The sequence below is a fragment of the Streptomyces sp. NBC_00539 genome, from assembly GCF_036346105.1.
Lineage (GTDB): Bacteria > Actinomycetota > Actinomycetes > Streptomycetales > Streptomycetaceae > Streptomyces.
The window spans coordinates 7050095-7068336 of sequence record NZ_CP107811.1; the positions used below are offsets into that span (position 1 = coordinate 7050095).

An 18242-nucleotide genomic window follows, 5' to 3' on the forward strand; every position below is an offset into this window, starting at 1 on the left:
GCGGGCCTGGCGACGGCATGCGGTGAAGGCCGTGTCGTAGAAGGCGTCAGCCGGCAGAGCGTCGAGGTGCGCGGCCCAGTGGGATGCGGCGGCTTCGAGCGCGGTCGACGTGCGGGCGGACAGGAAAAGGGGGAGCCGGACGCCGCGGGTCGTGGCGGGTTGCCCAACCGCGGTCGGGGCCGACGCTGGAGCAGTGTGCAGGGCCCGGGCGGAATCGGGGACGAGAGACGGAGCAGGGGCGGGGGCAGGGGTGGGCGCGGGAGCGAGCACCACGTGAGCGTTGGCGCCGCCGAACCCGAAGGAGTTTACGCCGACCACGGCGTTCGCCGTTGGGGGAGGGCGTCCCGGCAACCTCCTGCGCATCGAACGAACGCGCCTCGGTCACGGGCTCCAGTCCCAGTCCGGCGAAGTCGATCCGCGAGCTGAGCGGCGCCGCGTGCAGGGTCGCCGGAATGGACCGCTCGCGCAGCACCAGCAAGGCCTTGAGCAGTCCGGGCACGCCGGACGCCGCCTCCAAGTGGCCCAGGTTCGACTTCACCGAACCGATCGGCAGTGGCCGACCCGACGTGCGCTGCCGCCCCAGTACCTCGCCGAGCGCCGCGCACTCCACCGGATCGCCGGCCTGGGTCCCCGTGCCGTGCGCCTCGATGTACGCCACCTCATCGGCGCAGACACCCGCCTCGACATATACCCGCTCCAACAGGGCCGCCTGGCTGCGCGCGCTCGGCAGCGCCAGCCCCGCCGTGCGACCGTCCGCGTTGACGGCGCTGGCGAGGATCACGCCATGGATGCGGTCGCCGTCGGCGCGGGCCGCCGCGAGAGGCTTGAGGACCAGCACTCCGGAGCCCTCGGACCGCACATAGCCATCCGCGCTCTCGGAGAAGGGATGACACCGTCCGGTCGGCGAGAGCATCGACGCCTGAGCGAAGCCCACGCTCTCCCAGCGATCGAGCAGCACGTTCACGCCGCCCGCCAGCGCGAGCGAGCTGCGTCCGGAGCGCACCGCCTCGCACGCCTTATGCACGGCGCTGAGCGTCGACGAGCACGCGGTGTCCACAGCGAGCGACGGGCCGCGCAGATCGAAGACGTACGAGACGCGGTTCGCGGTGTTGCAGGACGCTGAGCCGCTCATGGTGTAGGCGTTCAACGTGCGCGGCCGCCGCTGCTGCAGTGAGCTGTACCCGTGCGACGACACGCCCACATACACCGCCGTGTCACTGCCGGCCAGCGCCGCCGGATCGATGCCCGCGTCGCCGAACGCCTCGACAACGCATTCCAGGATCAGACGCTGCTGCGGGTCGATGCGCGACGCCTCCTTCGGTGAGATCCCGAAGAAGTCCGCATCGAACGAGGAGACGTCATCCAGGAAGCCGCCCGCGGCCGTGTACACGCGCCCCTCGCGCAGCCGCCCGTCGGCCGACACGAAGCGCGCCACATCGAACCTGTCGCCCGGAACCGTCCCAACCAGGTCCTGGCCGTTCGCCAGCGTGGCCCACAGGGCGTGCAGTGGGCCTTTTCAGAGTGGCCACCGGTCGGGTGAGGCCGGTGTCCCACAACGCACGAGGCTCCCGTGCCGTTGAGAGAGGTGTTCGATGTCTCAACTCATCAGCACAGGAGCCTCGTTGGTTCCCTATCCTGCCGCACTCGACCTGCCTCACGCCCTGGTCGAGTGGGTAACCATGCTCATCGTCACCCGTGAGGGTGACCGACGCTGCAAGCTCCCGCCCCACCAGCGTGCGCTCGTGGGTCTGGTCTACCTTCGCCGACACGACACGCTCGCGCAGATCGCCGCCGGCTGCGGCATATCCGTCGGCACGGCCCACGCCTACGTCACAGCCGTCGTCGTTCACCTGTCCCGCCGGGCACCCGGACTGCTGCGTGTCCTGCGAGAGGCCGATCCCGATCACGTCCTGCTCGACGGGACGCTCGCCGAGTGCGACCGCGTCGGCGACAGCCGGGCCGACTTCTCCCAGAAGCACCGCCGTCACGGCGTGAATGTGCAGGTCGTGGCCGATCCCGCAGGCAAGCTGCTGTGGATCTCGCCCGCACTGCCCGGCCGCACCCACGACCTGACCGCGGCCCGCACCCACCTCATCATCCGGATCTGCGAACGCCAGGGCGTGCCCATCCTCGCCGACCGCGCCTACATCGGGGCCGGCTCATGGGTGACCACACCGATCAGACGGCTACCCCATCAAGACCTCACCGCGACCCAGCAGACGATCAACCGGGCCCTGTCGGCGGCGCGAGCACCGGTCGAACGAAGCATCGCGCGACTGAAGTCCTGGCGCGTCTTCCGCAGAGCCCGCTGTAGCCCCAACCGCATGACCGTCATCGCCGCCGCCATCCTCACCCTGGAGCGTCAATGCTGAAAAGGCTCAGTGAGCGGATCCCGCCCGGCAGCCGCAGCCCCACACCCACGATCGCCACGGCACCGCCGTCGGCTTCCTCAGACAAGGGCAAGGCATGGTCGGTAGAAGTCACGGGCGTTCTCCAAGGAGTCACCGAAGCTCAGTTCGAGCGTGCCCACGTTCATGGGACACGTCTCCAACAACTTCCTGGACCAGCTCGCGGTTACTGGGCGCCAGTGCTCCGACCTCCGTGAACGCCGCGCCGAAACAGCGCAGCGACGCCTTGGCGGAAGCGCGCTGGTGTACGGGCCGCCACGTGGCTGCCCGCCCCCGGCTCGTCCCGCTCTGACTGGCCGGCCGCGTGGGCGGCTGCCGGGCTGCCCGGTTCCCCGGCGTCGCCCCGGCCGTTCAAGGGCTGGATCATTTTGCCAGTGGTGCGGCCGATCGGGCGAGGCCGACCCAGGACGCCATGGGAGCTGGGGTGTGGGGCGCTACACGCCGGGTGTGTGATCAACCGGCACCGGGGTGGGCCCAGCGCGAAAGCGCGCTGGGCCCACGACTTCGGGGTGTCTCCCAACGGGTACTCGGGTACGCCACGACCGCTCGGTATCGGCCCGCCTGGAGGCCGCCGATTAGCGTGGGCCAGGTGGTGAACGCGTCGTCGGACCAGCGGGGAACCACGTAGGCTGTCCAGGACCGGGAGCAGCGTGGCCAGCAGCCGGAGGGGCCCGCGATCTCGACCTGGCGCCACAGCTCGGCGCCAGAGTGAGTGCCGTCCAGTCGGCGCGGCGTGGAGGTCTGCACACCAACCAGGGCGGCCAGCTCCCACCACTGCGCGGTGCCCTCCTGTTCCCGGGCGGCGTCGGTGGCTACGTTCTTCTCGGCCGGTTCATGCTGGCGTGCGGTCTCGGCGCGGGCATGTGCTGGCGCGACGGCGGGAATGGCGTCAAGGCGCTACTCCCGGGCCACGCCGTCACAGTCGGCGAGCACGCCTCGCTGCTCTGGCGTCCTTTCCTCGTGCAGGGCTGGTACCCCGAAACACCTCAAAGCGGCCTGGTTTGCCCGATACGCTGCCCTCCACCGGCAACCCGAGGAGCACGCCTTGACCCGACTTCGGCACCTTCTGACCGCCTCCACCGTGATGGCCGCGTCCCTGCTCACCGCCGTCCTGGCCACCGCGCCGGCCGAAGCAGCCGGAAAGTCCTGGGGCAAGCTCTATGCCCGCGACGACTCCGGGAAGCTCGCCCGCGCCTACGGGGACTTCGCCAACAACGGCGGCGTTTACGCCACCGTCGGCGCCAACTGGGACGATCTGCGTCGCAGCGACCACAACCCCGTCTACGTCGAAGCGGAGTTCTTCTTCCTCAAGAACGGGAAGTGGGAGAGCGCGGGGACGACCCAGACCCCGCGCACCGACACCTCCGCCAGCGGCTCCATGTCGCGCAAACTGCGCCACGACGCCCACGCCGCACGCGCGGTCATCAAGGTGTGTGTCGACCGGGCGCACTGGTCCGACATCTGCTCGCCCCAAGCGGTCGTCTCGTTCAGCTACTGACGCTCAGGGGATGACGGCGTTCGCGTCAGTGCCGCGCAGTCGTTGCAGCCGATGCCGCAGGGGCCCCCTCCCCGAGATGACGCCCGACGAACTCTCCACCCCGACTACATGCGCGCCACCGGCGAGTACCCGCCCCACTTCTAGCGGGCCCCTGGCGCGTGGCGCCTGGTAGGGGCGGGGCGTGCCGCGGGGTGGCCATGGCATGCGCGGAACCACTGCGGAGGAGCCGACGCCCGCTTCGACCCCAAGCCCAACGCAGCAGACAGCCTCGCCACCTTCGTCAACGCCCTTGCTACGCGGCGTTTAGTTGTCTATGGGGCCGCCGCGGAGGCTGTTTGGTGGGGTCGGCGCTTGGTTTGTGCTGGTCAGGTCGGTACGCGCGCCGCGTCAGGGACGGTGTGATGCAGCGAGGCTGGTGTCACTGTGATGAGTTGGCCTGGACAACGGAGCGCGGCGTAGCAGGCGAGGCACAGCGCGTCTTGGCCCTAATACTCCAGCCGTAGATCGTGTTCTCGAGGGTGAGGGGCGTCGAGGCGGCAGGTGTCCAGCGTGGATCACCTCGCCCGAGATCGCCCAGCCGTCGCGGGCGTCAGCTCCTTCTCCGTCTACCCGAGTTCACCGCGACGGAGGGCGTCCCTTATCTCGCTGAGCTTCGCGGTCGTTGCCGCGGTCTGCTCCTGTGCTTGTTCAGCGAGTCGGATGGCATCGTCGATCTCGCTGAGCTTCCTGGAAGACAGGACGGCCGCCCGCTCTACCAGGTCGTCCCGGGACACGGTGGTCAGCCACGTGCACGGGGTGAAGCCTGGACGCGGGAACGCGAGCCGCACCACGCCTTCGAGCGGCAGCCCTTCACCGGCGCCGACCGTCACTTCGATGCCCAGACCGCTGATGTCGAAGCCCGCCGGAGCGACGACCTGCATCACCTGGAACCCGGACGCGTCGTCTCCTGACAGCAGTACGACCAACCTCCGCTCGTCGAACTGGACCCACCAGACTTCGCCACGTTGCACAAGTCCTCCGATACACAGGACGGCAGGCCGACGCTGCGCGACCTGACGCGGTGTGGATACGGGTGCGGCCACCGTTGATCATCGGTGTGTGAAGACAAACGATCATGCGGTGGCTGCAGGTCACAGCGTAGACCCTGCCTCGCTGGCAGGAGGCGTTCGAGGGCCTGATGAGCCGGATAGCGGGGCGCTTCACACGGGTCGAATCCCGCCGCCGGGCCCGGAAGTTGGTACTCGGCATGTTGTCGGACCTGCCGCGCAGGAACTGCTGGACCATCGCCGAGTGGGCCGGGGACAGGACCCCGGACGGCATGTAGCACCTGCTCGGGAGAGTGAAGTGGGATGCCGACCGGATCCTTGACGAGGTGGGTGACTACGTGGTGGGGCATCTGCACGACGGCGAGGCGGTGCTGGTGGTCGACGAGATGGGTGACGTGAAGAAAGGCACCGACACCGTTGGAGTCCAGCGGCAGTACACCGGCACCGCGGGCAGGATCGAGAACGCCCAGGTCGCCGTCTACCTGGTCTACGCCAGCCGCCGCGGGTACGCCGCAGTGGACCGGAAACTCTATGTTCCTCGTTCCTGGACCTCCGATCCCGACCGCTGCCGGGCCGCCGGCCTCGGTGACAACACAAAGTTCGCGACCAAGCCGGAGCTGGCCGCTCGCATGGTCACCCGATGCCTCGACGCCGGCCATCGGGCCGCCTGGGTCGCGGGAGACGAGGTCTACGGCGGCAACCCGAGGCTGCGCACCGCGCTGGAGGAACGGGGCACCGGCTACGTCCTCGCGGTGGCCTGCTCGCACGAAGCCACCACAGGCGCCGCGCCGGGAGGTTTCGCGCCGACATGTTGGCCAGGAGGGTGCCCAAGAGGGCCTGGCAGAAGCTGTCCGCAGGGGCCGGAGCCAAGGGCCACCGCTTCTATGACTGGGCCGTCATCGACCTCGCCGATCCCCCGGCCCGGGAGCCGGCAGCTGCTGATCCGCCGCAACCGCAGCACCGGCGAACGTGCCTACTACCGCTGCTACTCGCCTGCCGCAGTGCCGCTGACCACCCTGGTGTGCGTCGCTGGATCAAGGTGGCGGGTCGAGGAGTTTTTCCAGTCCGGCGAGGGCCTGGCGGCCCTGGACGAGCACCAGGTCCGCCGCTACCCGTCCTGGTCCCGCTGGGTCGCCCTGGCCATGCTCGCGCATGCCTTCCTCGTCGTCCTCTGTGCGAACGAACACGAGGGTCATTGCTCGCCCGACGAGCTGATACCGCTCACTTGTGACGAGATCCAACGACTGTTCATCACGCTTGTCAACCGGACCGTCTTTGACCCTGTCCACCGACTTCGCTGGTCCCTCTGGCGACGCCGCCACCAGGCTCGATCCCAGACCAGCCACTACCGGCGTCAAGCCGCTCAAGCATGAAGATCACGATCTACGGCTGTGGTACTAAGACGTCGTTCCATTTGGTGAGGCGGCGGTGGCAGATGAGGGCGGCTGCTATGCCAGCGAAGGCGAGGAAGTGTTCTGCCTTGCGTTCGTAGCGGCGGTGGAGTCGGCGGCAGCCGGCGAGCCAGGACACGGTCCTCTCGACGACCCAGCGGTGGCGGCCGAGCCGCTTTGAGGACTCGATGCCCTTGCGAGCGATGCGGTGGCGGATGCCGCGTTTGCGGAGCCATCGCCGCAGGTGGTCGTAGTCGTAGCCCTTATCTGCGTGGAGCTTGCCGGGTCGGCGTCGACGCGGTCCTCGCCGGGACCGGATCGGCGGGATCCCGCGCACGAGCGGTTCAAGGCCCAGGCTGTCGTGCATGTTCGCGCCGGAGATGCCCAGCGAGAGAGGCAGTCCGTTCCGGTCGGTGATCAGGTGGATCTTCGATCCCAACTTGCCTCGGTCGGTCGGATTCGGTCCTGTCAGTGGCCCCCTTTTGCCGCCCGGAGGCTGACGGAGTCGATCGCACACCGGGACCAGTCCAGTTCCCCGCGGGCGCCGAGTTCGTCGAGTATGACGCGGTGGAGCCGGGCCCAGACCCGGGCCCGGCTCCATTGGGCGAAGCGTCGGTAGACCGTCTGCCAGCTCGGCCCGAACACCGGCGGCAGTTGCCGCCACGTGCAGCCCGAGGTCGCCACGAAGACGATCGCGGCCAGGGCCTCGCGGTCACCCGCCCGGCGCCGGCCGCCGCCCTGCGGACGTATCACCTCTGTCGGAGGCACCACCCGCCGGAACAACACCCACAACTCAGCCGGCACCAGCCGCTCAATCAGATCCGCCATGCACGGTTCAACGAACGATCACGCCATAAGAAACGCTGTCTAAGACCGTGTCCTACATGGCTGGTTGTCCGTTGTGCTCGTCATGGGGAGTGGACGGTGGGGATGGATCGTTCCGGACGGGCTGTGGGAGATAGCGAAGCCGTTACTACCTCCTGCTCGCGTGCGGCCGCAGGGTGGTGGGGTCGCGAACATCGATGACGAGGCGGTGTTCGCCGCGATTGTCTACGTGCTCGTCAGTGGATGCGCGTGGCGGGCTCTGCCGCCGTGTTTCGGGGCGTCGAAGTCGACCGTGCATCGCCGGTTCTTGATCTGGTCGCGTGCCGGTGTCTGGGGCCGGCTGCACCAGAAGGTGCTCGAGCTCCTGGACGGCCACGGTCTGGTCGACCTGTCCCGGGCGGTCCTCGACTCCGCTCATGTCCGCGCTAAAAAGGGGGCGAACTTGCAGGTCCGAGCCCCGTGGACCGGGGTAAGTCCGGTTCCAAGATGCATGTCCTGTCCGACGCGGCAGGACTGCCCCTACGCGTCGGACTCTCCGCGGCCAACACCCACGACAGCCAGGCCCTGAAGCCGATGCTGTCCCATTTCCACATGGGACACGAATCCCACGCAGCCGATTCCAAGCCCCAGCGCCTGCATGCTGACAAGGCATACGACATCCCTGAACTGCGGAAATGGCTCTGGGGCAAGCGCATCGGCGTCCGTATCGCACGGAAGGGCATCGAGTCCAGCGAGCGACTCGGGCGACGCAGGTGGGTCATCGAACGGACCATGTCCTGGCTCACCGGCTACCGCCGGCTCAACCACCGCTACGAACGAAAACCAGGCAACTACCTGGCCTTTCTTGGCCTCGCCGCAGCCCTCTGCTGCTACAAGCGGTTCCTCAAACTGACCATGTAGGACACGGTCTAACGGGGGCCCTGCAGTGTCGGTGGAGAATCGCTTGGCCAGTGCTCGGCGGAGAGATCATCATGTGGCAATGTCTGAGAACCGATTCTCTGTGGCACTGACCGTGATGCGGCTCCCCCAGTACACCAAGGCGGACCAGGAAGAGATCCTTGGCAACAGCGATGATCCCTTCGGTGTCTCCTCGACCGGTTTGACCTGGCTGCCGAAAGAAGAACACTTCGGCATCAGACACGAAGACCGGCTCGTGGCACACGCTGGCCTGCTGCGACTGCCTGTCGCGATCGGCGACGCCGCGACAGAGGTGGTGGGCGTCGGCGGGGTGGCCGTCGCACCCAGCATGCAAGGCCATGGCCTTGCTCGGCTCGTCGTCAACGCTGCCCTGGAGCACGCCCGCACGATGGGTCCTCAGCACGCACTCCTGTTCTGCCGTCCTCCCCTCGTGTCGCTCTACAAGCGCCTCGGATGGCACCCGCTCGACACCGACGTACTCGTCGAACAACCCGAAGGCCGCCTGGTGACCATGCCGCTGCGGACTATGGTGACGCCCCTGCGCGACGACGCCCGCTGGCCGTCAGGGCCAGTACGGCTGTTCTCGCTCCCTATGTGACAGAGGGCCGCCCGGCCCGGCGACCAAGGGTTCACCCATGAGTGTCGGGTCTCGGTTACGAACCCAACCCGCCTCACCAACCAATCCAGTCGCCGCAGGTCAACAAGAACAGAACGACTAACTTCACTGTCAAAGGACAGCCCCGGGGGTCACGACGTCCCGGGGCCTCCACTTCGCTGCCTGCTACACCGAAGGTGCTTGTCCAGCGGGCCGCAGCTGGTGCCCCTCCTGGCATCGTTTGGTTTTGGGCTGGGTCAGGTCGGCGTGACGGGCGTCGTGGATTCTGCATCGGCTGGCGACAGCGACTTGCACCGCGTTGCGGTGTTCTGAGCTGGGCTGGGAGGGGAGGACGTGTCGTCCGCTTGGTGCAGGTGCGTGTCGTTTCGCGGGTAGAAGGCGTGACGCCTGTGTAGGGACGGAGGCGCCGCGGGGCGGCCGACTTCGCTACTGCGGCCATTCCCTCCCGAGCTGGCGAGGTGATGTGCGAGGGCGGCGTTCAGCGCGACGGCGAGCTTGCGGATCCGCCTTCGCCCTGCACAGTCGTGCAGCAGCGGCCCCGCGGTGGGTGTGCTCCCGCGACGGTGCGTGCCCCGGATGCCGCTGTCACGGTGCGCGCTACGGGACGTGGTTCCAAGCTGAGGGGTGGGTGCCGGAAGCGGTCCGGCACCCCATGGTTGAGAGGAATCCGTCGTGGAGACAGCAGAGCTGGAGAGCTAGGTCCATGAGCTGGAGAAGGCCTTGGCTGTGGCGGAGGCCACCCAGTCCGGCGCGCAGGCCGCGCAGGCAGGCACGCAGGCCGGTATGACCTCGATTTCTCCGCGGCTCACGCCGGAACCTGGGCCGTCATGGGTGCCGGGAGCGTCGCCCTGGTGGTGGGTCTGTTCCTGGGCATGGCTATCAGCAGGCAGAACGCCTGAGTAGGGCACGGCAGCTGCTGATCCTGCCGACCACGGTCTCCCGCAGGGCGCAGCCTGCGGGAGACGGTGCTGTATGGGAAGGCTGCGGTCGTGCTGGCCGGCGACGCGGAGGGGGAGGACCGAGTCTCCGGCTGGTCCAGTGGTGGAATCCGTTGCACCGGAATTGACCCGCCGGTATGTCGGCGCCACCACGGCAGCCGATCCCGCCGACGGCGCCCGGTGAGCATTCAGGCGGCCTGGTGTCACGGGACCAGGAGCGGCTGACTCCGGGAGTCCCGGTGGCTCGGTCGCGCGCCGTATGGTCGGCGTCCCTGCCCTTGCTCCGTTCGAGGGCGACTGCCTCTCCTCCGAACAGATGCACATGTACGAACAGATGCACATGTACGACTGTGGACACCACTTTGTCCGTTAGTTTGAGGAAATTCGGCGCGAGCTGGGTGATCTCGGGCATGCTGGGTCCGCTGATCATTTACGACCCTGTGGAGCGAGCATGTCGTATGTTCCTGCCGGCCTTCGGTTCGCCAAGTCGCATGAGTGGGCGCGTTTGGAGTCGGACGGCACGGTGACGGTCGGGCTCAGTGACCATGCCCAAGAGATGCTTGGCGGCATGGTGTACGTGGAGCTGGCAGAGGTCGGCCAGGTCTTGGCGGCCGGCGCTGGTGCGTGTGTCGTCGAGACGGTGCAGGCCGCGTCGGACATCTACGCGCCGGTCGGTGGTGAGGTGATCGCCGTGAACGACGAGTTGACCGGAAGCCCGGAGCGCCTTAACAAGGAGCCCTACGCATCCTGGCTCTTCAAGCTCAAGCCGTCTGACAAGTCCGAGCTTGACAAGCTCATGGACGCGGCCGGATACAAGGCAGCCATCGACGAGTGATCTGCACGGCTGCCAAGCCTTGGGCGGGGTCGGTTGTCACTCGGATGGACGGGGCACCTATCCACAAACATCTTGGAAAAGGTCCTCATCCACATCCCCCGGCTCCGTCCGAGCAGCGCCCCGGCTTGGACGGTTCTCTCCGCACCTGTGTCTCGGCCTTCGTCTGCTCAAAGCTCACGGGCAGTGAGGCTTTCTGAGCCCGCCCGAGGCCGCTGACACGGGAGTCCGCAGTTGTAACTACGAGCGCGACGCCATGTGCCGGGTCATCACCGGTCGTGAGGCATCGCAGCCGACCGCCCGCAGCCGGGCGGGGCGCGTCCCGGTGGAGGTGGCTCCACGGAGCCGCTGGTGGGGGATCAGGTTCTGACTGGCGGTCGTCTGTCGGCCGTCACTGACCTGCGCTACCGGCCACGGCGTCACCTGCACCGTGATCTTGGACAATGGCCGCGTCACCGTCGCGCACTCGCCGGGCTGGTGAGCGGCTGGCGGCCGTGTTGGCTCATTGAATCTGCGCAGAGAACGGGGTGGGAGAGCTTCTGATCTGCGGGTTTCTAGCTCGGCTGTCGTTGGTCAGTGAATCTGCGCAGTAGGCACGTTTCTGACCTGGGGATGTGCAGGTTGACTGAGCGAGTTGGGGGCTGTGCTGGCTCACTGAATCTGCTCAGAGTCTGGGCATGATAGCTGTCTGACCTGCGGTGTTTCTGGGACCGGGCCTGGTTGCGCAGGTCATTTGGTTGCTGCGCAGTTTCACTGGTCCTTGGTATGTGGCCAGGGGGTGTCGCTGCGCTTGGGTGGGGCCTGGGGTGAGTTGCGTCGGTTCTCAGTGAAACCAGGTGTGTCTCGTCCGTTCCCTGACGTGGATCGTCAGGCACGATGGCGCCTCGGGAGAAGCGTCGAAGGTGGCAGCTGTGGGGTCTCGTCGATTCTGGTTGCGGGTGGGCGTCGTCGCCCTGTTGCTGGCTGCAGTTGCTGTAGCCGTCGCTGTACCTGGTGTGGGCAAGTGGATCGTGGCTGCAGTCCTCGCGGGTCTCGCCTCAGCTCTCGGCGGGATCGTGGCTCGTGGCGCCGATAAGGCCATCATGCGTGGTCGAGATGCCGTACTGGTCCCTACACCGCAAGCTCCGCTCACTGTGCGGACTGAACAGGAGATGATCCTTGTAGGACATGTTGGCCCTCTTCCCGAGGATCTGACAGCGGTGCGTTCCCTGGACTTGGTGAGCATCCACGAGTGTGTCGTGCGCGTGTTTGTCGAAGCTGCCGTTGATCGTGCTGTGATCCTCACCAAGCTCGACGTGCAGGTGCAGTCACGTTGCACCCCGCCCCCGATCGGCTACGTGTTCCGGCTGAAGGATGAACTGAACGATTCCTATTTCGAGATTCCAAAGGAGCGTACCTTCGAGGTGGATCTCGGCGGTCCAACGCCTGTGGTGAGGCCGGCCGAGGGTGTGCCGGACTTCCCGTACGGGGTCTCGCATCTGGAACCCGAGCGTTTCATCCTGAGGGCTTCTGCCAGTACGCCAGGAGATTTCAGTTGGCGCGTCGGTGTCCATTGGATTTGCAAGGGCGAGTCAGGGGTCGTCGTCGCTGAGCAGGAAGGACAGCCCTTCCGACTGGTGAGCCTTGGGCCGTCCGAACTGTGATCGATAGCCATCTGGCCTTGGTGGGTGGCCTGGGGTGGGCTCGGTGTGGCGGTTTCTGGGCGTCATCTGGCTCGTTGTCTGCGGCTGGTGGTCTGGGGTGGGGGTGGTTGGTAGCCGAGTTGCGTGAGTTCGATGGTGTCTGGTCGGTGGCCGGGGGTGGGCTTGGTGTGGTGGCGGTAGGCGGTGGGGTGGTCGGGGTGGCGTGGGGTGTGCCGGATGAAGTGGGAGAGGTCTTCGGGGTAGTAGGTGGGGTCTTGGAGCCACCGGCGGTTCAGACTCCGGGCGACGACTTCGTGGAAGGGGTGGGGTTGGCCGGGCCGGGTGCGGTGGTAGCGGGCTGAGGGCCGCCGGACGAGGAGCCCGGCCAGGGTGATGGTTTCGGGGTAGGTGATCGCTTCGCGGGCCAGGACTTCCCACATGGAGGTGTCCTTCCCGTTGCCGATGAGTCGGGCGCGGGCGGGCCAGATTCGTTCGGCCTTGGGGGCGTGGCGGCGCCAGTGTTCGGTGAGCCCGGCTGCCTGGGTGATGGCCTCGTCGGCGTCTGGTCCCCAGCGGCGTACCAGCCGCAGGTGGGCGTGGTGTGCGAGGACGATCTCGGGAGTCTTGTGCAGGAGGACGTGGGTGTGGGGGACGGTCATGTCCTGAAGGGTGTGGGGGCCCAGTGCCCAGGTGCGGTGCCGGCCGCACACGAGGTGCTGGTGGGGGAGGTAGCGCAGGACGGGGCGGGTTTGCCCGGTGCGGGCGATGGTGCAGTGAGGGCATCCGGTGACGGCCGGCAGGTCGGAGGGGCGCATGGTGCCGCCTGGACGTGTCGCGGTGGCGGGACCGCGGTCCTGGTGTCCTTGCCAGCAGGGCAGGGCGTGAGCGAGGTGAGCCTCGGGGATGCCGGTGTACTGGCTGACGCGAGTGCGTGCGCTGGCGTTGAGGTAAAGCTCGGTGGGCGCGTGAGGGCCGTGGATCCGTTGGCGGTCTGGGGAGATCTTGGGGCGGCGTATGCGCAGCCCGTCGAGGAGCTCGGTCGTGGTGAGGCGGTGCGCCCTGGCGAGGCGTTCGAGGAATGAGGCGTTGGTTTCGAAGGCCAGGGGCCTGATGGGGAACAGCGCCTGGTGGGACAGGTCCGGCAGCGCTCGGGGCATGTCAGCGCCGCCTTTGGGTGCCGGGGGTGTGTTCGGCGAGTTCGTCGAGGTCGATGTCGTTGAGGAGCTGCTTGGTGATCTTCTCGGTGCCGTCGAGGATGGCGGCGATCGCTGCTTCCCGTACGAGGGCGGACAAGCTTCCGATGCGGCCGCCGGTGCGGTGGTGGAGATAGGGGGCGTGCCGGACCAGTGCGCCCTTGTGGTGGGCTTCCAGTCGCAGCGCCTGGTCCATGCCCTGGATCAGTCCTTCCCAGGCTGTGCGCTGGGCGGGGCTGCCGTGTGGCAGGGGAGGGTTGCGGACGGTCTTGAAGCGGCCGGCGATCTGGGTGCCGCGGACTCCGGTCAGCAGGGGTGAGGCGTCGAGGGCGACGCCCGCGTAGACGAACGTCGCGGGGATGCGTTCGCTGAGGTGTTTCATCTGGTCGGAGGTCTCGGCGCCGTTGCGGGTCCGGGTGTTGAGGAGGTGGACGTCGTCGACCAGGACGAGCCGGGTGCCGAGCTGGTGCAGGGTGGCGCAGACGATGTCGGTGATGCGGGCCTGGTTCATGCTTGTGGTGATGGGCAGGTCGAGGAATCGGGCCAGTTCGGATACGAGCATCTTCGGGGTCGCGGCCGGTGGGACGGACAGGAACACCACTGGCAGGCGCTCGTCGAGGCCGCCGTGGCGGGCGCGGTCGGCGAGGTGGAAGGACCGGCCGAGCTGCTGCAGGGTGGTGGTCTTTCCGGTGGTCGGTGGCCCGGAGATCAGCAGCCCTCGCCGGGCGGTGCCGTTGTGCCGCCGGTTGAGGATCATCAGCCGGCGCAGGGTGAGGGAGATCTTGGCCATGATGGGGGTGGACAGGATTACGAATCGGGAGTGGTAGTCCAGGCGTTCCTCGGCGTTCCAGGGGCCGGTCCCGGGCAGACATGGTGGTTCGGTGTCGACGAACCGTGTCCACTCGCGCCAGGTACTTGGTGACGCGTACGGATCGTCGTGCGTCTCTTGGTCGGCGTCCGTCACCACTGCTGTGCCTCCTGGTGCGCGTCGAAGATGTTCCACGCCCTGGCCGATACCGCGGCGCCGGCGGCATCCGAGTCGGAGGTGATGCAGGTGTCCCCGTCCGCGGGCGGCAACTGCTCGGCGGCGCCGTTCGGCGGGTCCGTGTCCGCAGTCCGTCGCCGTGTGCGCGTGGCTCCTGTCCGCTGGCCCGGGACGCTGGCGATACCGGCGGCGCTCGAGCCCCCGGCGCCTGTGTGGGCGCGGCGCAGGAGTTCGTCCAGGCGGCGGGCGAGGTGTTCTTCGTGTTCGGCCCGGTCTGCGCGCCGTGCCACCACGCTGCGGATGTGCCGCCAGGTGGTGTCGGTGAACGGCTGCGATACCAACCCTCGGTGGATCCAGTCGGCCTGCGCCCAGCCGTCGGGGAGCCTGACCCAGCACCGCCACGGCTCGTAGGGGTTGTGGTGGACCTCCCATTTGCCGTCCGCGGCGGTGGAGGGGTGCCGGTGTCCGTTGAGTGCGGGGCCGTCGTAGGTGCGGTGTTCGAATCGGATGCCTTCGTCTGTGATCGCGCAGCGCCGGGATGGCAGCAGTTCGGTCCAGTCGGCGCCTGTCAGGGGGACGGGTACGTGTCCGGCGATGCCGGTGAGCGCGGCCCACATCTCGTTGGGGGTGAGGGTCAGGCGGGGCATGAGCGGGTGCCGTAGCCGCTCGTGGCGGCGTTCCTGCCATCCGCAGACGATCCACTCGTCCAGCAGGTCCTGCAGCTGGGGCAGGGTCCAGCACGCCTCGTCCTCCACGCTGCTGCCGCGCGCCGCGAGGTGGTTTCCGGTGTATCCGGCGACGTACTGCGCGAACAGCGTGCCGATCGCCCCGAAGCCGCGCTCCACATGCCCCTTGGCGTACCCGGACGCGGGCGGGCAGGGCTGGACCGAGATCCCCAGGTGCTCGGCGGCGGCGAGGAAGCAGCGGGAGACGAACACCTTGCCCTGGTCGATGACCACGGTTGAGGGCCGGATCACCGGCCTGGCCGCGGCCCCCTGCACGCGGGCGTCGATGGAGGCGAGCCGCGTGTAGGGGATGATGGAAGCGGCCATGGACAGGTACTCGGGCCAGTCGGGCCGCATCGACTGCGGCACCAGTGTCTGTGCCAGCAACACGGCCGCGTCCACTGCCTTGGTGCCTTTCGGGCGCAGAACGGCCGCGGTGATGCTGCGGGTTGCCACGTCCACCGCCATCGTCAGCTCCGGCCGCCGCGCCTGGCCGTCCTCGCACATGACCATCACGTCCAGCAGGGTGCTGTCCATCATCACCAGTTCCCCAGGCAGCGTCGCGACCGTCGGAGTGAACACCGGCACCGGCCGGGATGCCCGCCGCCGATGGCCGGCGGCTGTCAGCGCGAGCTGTTCCTGCTCGGCGACGGAGCGCACCAGCCGGTTGAACGTGGCCACCGGCGGCACCGCCACTGTTCCGGGCCCGTGGGCGTCTTCGAGTAACCATCCCACCTGGCGCCGCAGCCGGCTCAACGTCCCCGTCGAACGCCCCTGCTGCTCCTCCAGCGCCCGCTTGATCGCGGCCACCACCCGCGGATCGGCCCGCCCGAACGCGGACCGCTCCCGCGTCAGGCGACCGTCCACGAGACCCCACACCCCCTGCTCGCGGTAGCGGGCTCGCATCCGGCGCACGGTGGCCACGCTGACCTGCTCTCCGGCCGCGGTCAGCTCGGCGGCCTTGGTCGCCTCGCGCTCGGCAAGCCCGTACACGGCCGGGTCGTACCCGGGTCGAGACGGCCAGTCCCGGTGGGGCCCGATGTGCCCAGTCTCGACCTCCAGGATGTGCCGCTCCCAGGCCAGGGCCTTCTCCCGGACCGCGGGCTCAAGCCCGTCCAGCGGGCCGTGTACCGGAACACGCGACCGCCCGGGCCGGCGGGGTTCCAGGACGGCGAAGTCCTGCGCACCGAGTACTTGGGTGAGCAGCAGCACCTGCACTCTGGAGCCCTCCTCGGCGACCAGTCGGCAGCGCGGCCCGTCCAGACCGGCCAGGACGTGGACGCCACCGTCGAACCGGATCCGGTCCCCGACTTCCACGACGTCTACCGGACGTTTCACTGCTCCAGCTCCTTCCGCCGACCGGTTGGCACGGCGGTCACGGGGGTCTCCTCGCTCAGGGGGCGGTCCCAGGCCATGCTCAGCAGGTCGTTCCAGAGCCCGTGGTAGACGGCCGGCAGTGTGGCGATCGGGTCTCCGAGCCGGAGTGCACCCTCGCCCAACGTGGTGGGCTTGGCGAACGCTGCGCGCAGCCGGGAGGCGGGGATAGTCACCGAACACCGCGGATGCCGGTAGACCGACAGCCAGCGCGCATTGGCCAGAACGACCGGATCCGCGGTGTCCGCGAACAGGTGCTCCCAGCCCGCGTCCCGAGCACACGCCCCGACCACCCGCGCCCGGCCAACGAGCCGTGCGGACGGTCCGCCGCTCCCGGGGCAGTCCACAAGACGAATGCCCCCGTCAGCCATGCTCACGGCCAGGTCAGGGGCGTGGGTGACGATCCGCCCCCGCTCCTCCCACACGAACTCCAGGGGACGGCTCACCATGCCCGCCACCTGCGGATTCTGATCCAGCATCATGACCGCGTCCCGCATAGCCGCGCTCCCGTACCCCACCAGACGGCCGGTGGTCGCTGACCACCACCACCCCGGAGCCAACCGCCGCCCCCGCCGCAGCGGGAAACCACGCACCATCGCGCACTCCATGAGGCGCAGCTCCCCGATGGCTGCCCGCCACGGCCTCTGGAGCATGACCCCGTCCGGCCCGACGAACCGCACGTCTACATGGCGCGGATGCACCCCGCCCCCTCCACCGAACCCAGTGGCCCCCCGAAGGCAAGCCGCCCTTGCGCCCATTGAAGAAGGCTCGGTCAACCTGCGCAGTGCGCAGATATACCGAGCCACACGATGTTGTGAAGCACCCTCTGACCAGCCCGAACACACCCCTTAACTCTGCTATTGCCCCCTGGCCTGCAGGAACCCAAGCCGACGACCCGAGCGCAGGGCCCCAGACCAGTCCCGAATCCCAGATGAGTTCCGCTGCACAACAGGCGGCCTGTGCAGGCCGGTTGGTCAGTGGCGCCATGGCCCCTGGCTGGCGACCCCACTCTGCGAGCTGGGCCTCAGCGCGACATACCCCCTAGGCCAGTTTCAATCTGGGAATCAGAATGAATCACACCTGCGGGGTGGGGCTGGCATGATCGGGTTATGCCTATCACTGTCGAGTTCTTCGTGGCACCGGATGATGAGGTGGCTGCTCAGGTTGGGCCGCGGCAGCGCCGTCATGGGTTTCCCTCGTTCGCGTGCGCGGATTTCTACCCTGACGATGCGGTGGCGGACTGGGAGGTCCTGCTGGCAGAGGGTGTGGGTACAGGCTCGCGTGATGTGGTGCCGATGAAGAATGACGGCTTCACGGTGTTCCAGCTGCCTTCCGGGCTGTGCTCCGCTCTGGTGCAGGCGAGCAGCGGCCGGCTCGTTGAGGCTGCGGGTGCATGGGCTGAGCTCGCCGCGGTCAAGGACGAGGGTGTGCCAGCCGAGACAGCGGTCGAGATCCTGACGGAGTTGGCGGGCCTGGCCCGCACGGCACAGGGCCTTCGTCAGCCTCTCTACTGCTGGTACTTCGCACCCTGACCGGGCGTCGCCCACAGCAAACACCCCAGCCCCCGCCCTGCTGCCAGCCAGGCCCGCGAAGCGGGCCTCAAGTCCTGGAGGCGGAGCCGGAAGGACCAGGGCGGGGGAGCGCAGCGGGCCCGCTCAACGGGCCGAAGGCCCGGACCTCGTGAAACGAGGTCACCTCCCGTGCGCAGTACGGGAGGCCCGGGTCCGCGAAGCGGACCTCGTTCGGGTGCAGCGAAGCGGAACCCGAACAGTCCGAAGCGAAGCGCAGGACCCCGGCCCGAAGAGCAGGCCCTGGCTCGGCGAAGCCGAGCCCCGCCAGCGCAGCGAGGCGGTTCTCTCCTCCACGCGCAG

At 68.2% G+C, this 18242-nt stretch carries 14 protein-coding genes and 2 pseudogenes; 8 read left to right on the forward strand and 8 right to left on the reverse strand.

Annotated features, from left to right (window positions below):
• Nucleotides 1–3: 3 nt before the first annotated feature.
• A pseudogene (locus OG861_RS34395) lies at nt 4–363 on the reverse strand (ketoacyl-synthetase C-terminal extension domain-containing protein); the annotation flags it as partial.
• 130 nt (nt 364–493) lie between these two features.
• Nucleotides 494–1507: pseudogene (locus OG861_RS32145) on the reverse strand (polyketide synthase); the annotation flags it as partial.
• 115 nt (nt 1508–1622) lie between these two features.
• Between OG861_RS32145 and OG861_RS32150 the strand changes: the two are divergent.
• Nucleotides 1623–2372, forward strand: coding sequence for a transposase family protein (locus tag OG861_RS32150; RefSeq protein ID WP_329201918.1), 750 nt, complete (start codon nt 1623–1625; stop codon nt 2370–2372).
• A gap of 1081 nt (nt 2373–3453) precedes the next feature.
• Entirely contained in the window at nt 3454–3906 is a 453-nt protein-coding gene (locus OG861_RS32155) for a hypothetical protein (protein WP_329191487.1), read from the forward strand.
• Between the two features lie 605 nt (nt 3907–4511).
• Here the strand turns inward: OG861_RS32155 and OG861_RS32160 are convergent.
• The gene (locus OG861_RS32160) at nt 4512–4916 is read right to left on the reverse strand and encodes a type II toxin-antitoxin system PemK/MazF family toxin (RefSeq protein WP_329191485.1); all 405 of its coding nucleotides are present in this window, start codon (nt 4914–4916) and stop codon (nt 4512–4514) included.
• A 362-nt stretch (nt 4917–5278) separates the two neighbouring features.
• Here OG861_RS32160 and OG861_RS32165 point away from each other — a divergent pair, with 362 nt between their 5' ends.
• Nucleotides 5279–6325, forward strand: a complete 1047-nt coding sequence (locus OG861_RS32165) for an IS701 family transposase (RefSeq protein WP_329191483.1) — start codon at nt 5279–5281, stop codon at nt 6323–6325.
• Nucleotides 6326–6335: 10 nt separating this feature from the next.
• On the opposite strand, the gene OG861_RS32170 is transcribed toward OG861_RS32165, so the two are convergent.
• A protein-coding gene (locus tag OG861_RS32170; protein ID WP_443056384.1) for an IS5 family transposase occupies nt 6336–7171 on the reverse strand; the annotation gives its coding sequence in 2 pieces (ribosomal slippage) (nt 6336–6814 and nt 6814–7171; 837 coding nt in all).
• Nucleotides 7172–7253: 82 nt separating this feature from the next.
• On the opposite strand from OG861_RS32170, the gene OG861_RS32175 reads away from it, so the two are divergent.
• The 4 genes from OG861_RS32175 to OG861_RS32190 all read left to right on the forward strand — a co-directional run bounded on the left by OG861_RS32175 (nt 7254) and on the right by OG861_RS32190 (nt 12115).
• Nucleotides 7254–8068, forward strand: a protein-coding gene (locus tag OG861_RS32175) for an IS5 family transposase (protein ID WP_329201916.1) whose coding sequence is annotated in 2 segments (ribosomal slippage) — nt 7254–7596 and nt 7596–8068 — 816 coding nt in all. Because the reading frame shifts where the segments join, the coding sequence is not laid out codon by codon here.
• A 79-nt stretch (nt 8069–8147) separates the two neighbouring features.
• On the forward strand, nt 8148–8684 hold the full coding sequence (locus tag OG861_RS32180) for a GNAT family N-acetyltransferase (RefSeq protein ID WP_329191480.1): 537 nt from the start codon (nt 8148–8150) through the stop codon (nt 8682–8684).
• A 1407-nt stretch (nt 8685–10091) separates the two neighbouring features.
• Nucleotides 10092–10475 (forward strand): glycine cleavage system protein GcvH, encoded by a 384-nt coding sequence (gcvH, locus tag OG861_RS32185; protein ID WP_329191479.1) that lies wholly within the window; start codon nt 10092–10094, stop codon nt 10473–10475.
• Between the two features lie 1214 nt (nt 10476–11689).
• Nucleotides 11690–12115: a hypothetical protein gene (locus tag OG861_RS32190; protein WP_330260912.1), complete on the forward strand. Its 426-nt coding sequence runs from the start codon at nt 11690–11692 to the stop codon at nt 12113–12115.
• Nucleotides 12116–12177: 62 nt separating this feature from the next.
• On the opposite strand, the gene OG861_RS32195 is transcribed toward OG861_RS32190, so the two are convergent.
• From OG861_RS32195 to OG861_RS32210, 4 genes are read right to left on the reverse strand one after another with little or no spacing between them, the layout of a single operon-like run.
• Nucleotides 12178–13251, reverse strand: a complete 1074-nt coding sequence (locus OG861_RS32195; RefSeq protein ID WP_330260911.1) for a hypothetical protein — start codon at nt 13249–13251, stop codon at nt 12178–12180.
• A gap of 1 nt (nt 13252) precedes the next feature.
• The gene (locus OG861_RS32200) at nt 13253–14254 is read right to left on the reverse strand and encodes a TniB family NTP-binding protein (RefSeq protein ID WP_330261941.1); all 1002 of its coding nucleotides are present in this window, start codon (nt 14252–14254) and stop codon (nt 13253–13255) included.
• Complete coding sequence (locus OG861_RS32205; RefSeq protein ID WP_330260908.1) at nt 14248–16335, reverse strand: transposase; 2088 nt, start codon at nt 16333–16335, stop codon at nt 14248–14250. The genes OG861_RS32200 and OG861_RS32205 overlap by 7 nt, the downstream gene beginning before the upstream one ends.
• Nucleotides 16332–17024 carry a TnsA-like heteromeric transposase endonuclease subunit gene (locus OG861_RS32210; RefSeq protein ID WP_330260907.1) on the reverse strand — a complete coding sequence of 231 codons (693 nt, stop codon included), beginning with the start codon at nt 17022–17024 and terminating at the stop codon, nt 16332–16334. The genes OG861_RS32205 and OG861_RS32210 overlap by 4 nt, the downstream gene beginning before the upstream one ends.
• A 456-nt stretch (nt 17025–17480) precedes the next feature.
• On the opposite strand from OG861_RS32210, the gene OG861_RS32215 reads away from it, so the two are divergent.
• Nucleotides 17481–17903 carry a hypothetical protein gene (locus OG861_RS32215; RefSeq protein WP_330260906.1) on the forward strand — a complete coding sequence of 141 codons (423 nt, stop codon included), beginning with the start codon at nt 17481–17483 and terminating at the stop codon, nt 17901–17903.
• Nucleotides 17904–18242 lie beyond the last annotated feature (339 nt).

Coding starts and splice junctions, on each gene's coding strand:
- OG861_RS32215 (WP_330260906.1), top strand. CDS start 17,481: ATGCCTATCACTGTCGAGTTCTTCGTGGCACCGGATGATGAGGTGGCT.
- OG861_RS32195 (WP_330260911.1), bottom strand. CDS start 13,251: ATGCCCCGAGCGCTGCCGGACCTGTCCCACCAGGCGCTGTTCCCCATC.
- gcvH (WP_329191479.1), top strand. CDS start 10,092: ATGTCGTATGTTCCTGCCGGCCTTCGGTTCGCCAAGTCGCATGAGTGG.
- OG861_RS32180 (WP_329191480.1), top strand. CDS start 8,148: ATGTCTGAGAACCGATTCTCTGTGGCACTGACCGTGATGCGGCTCCCC.
- OG861_RS32210 (WP_330260907.1), bottom strand. CDS start 17,024: ATGCTCCAGAGGCCGTGGCGGGCAGCCATCGGGGAGCTGCGCCTCATG.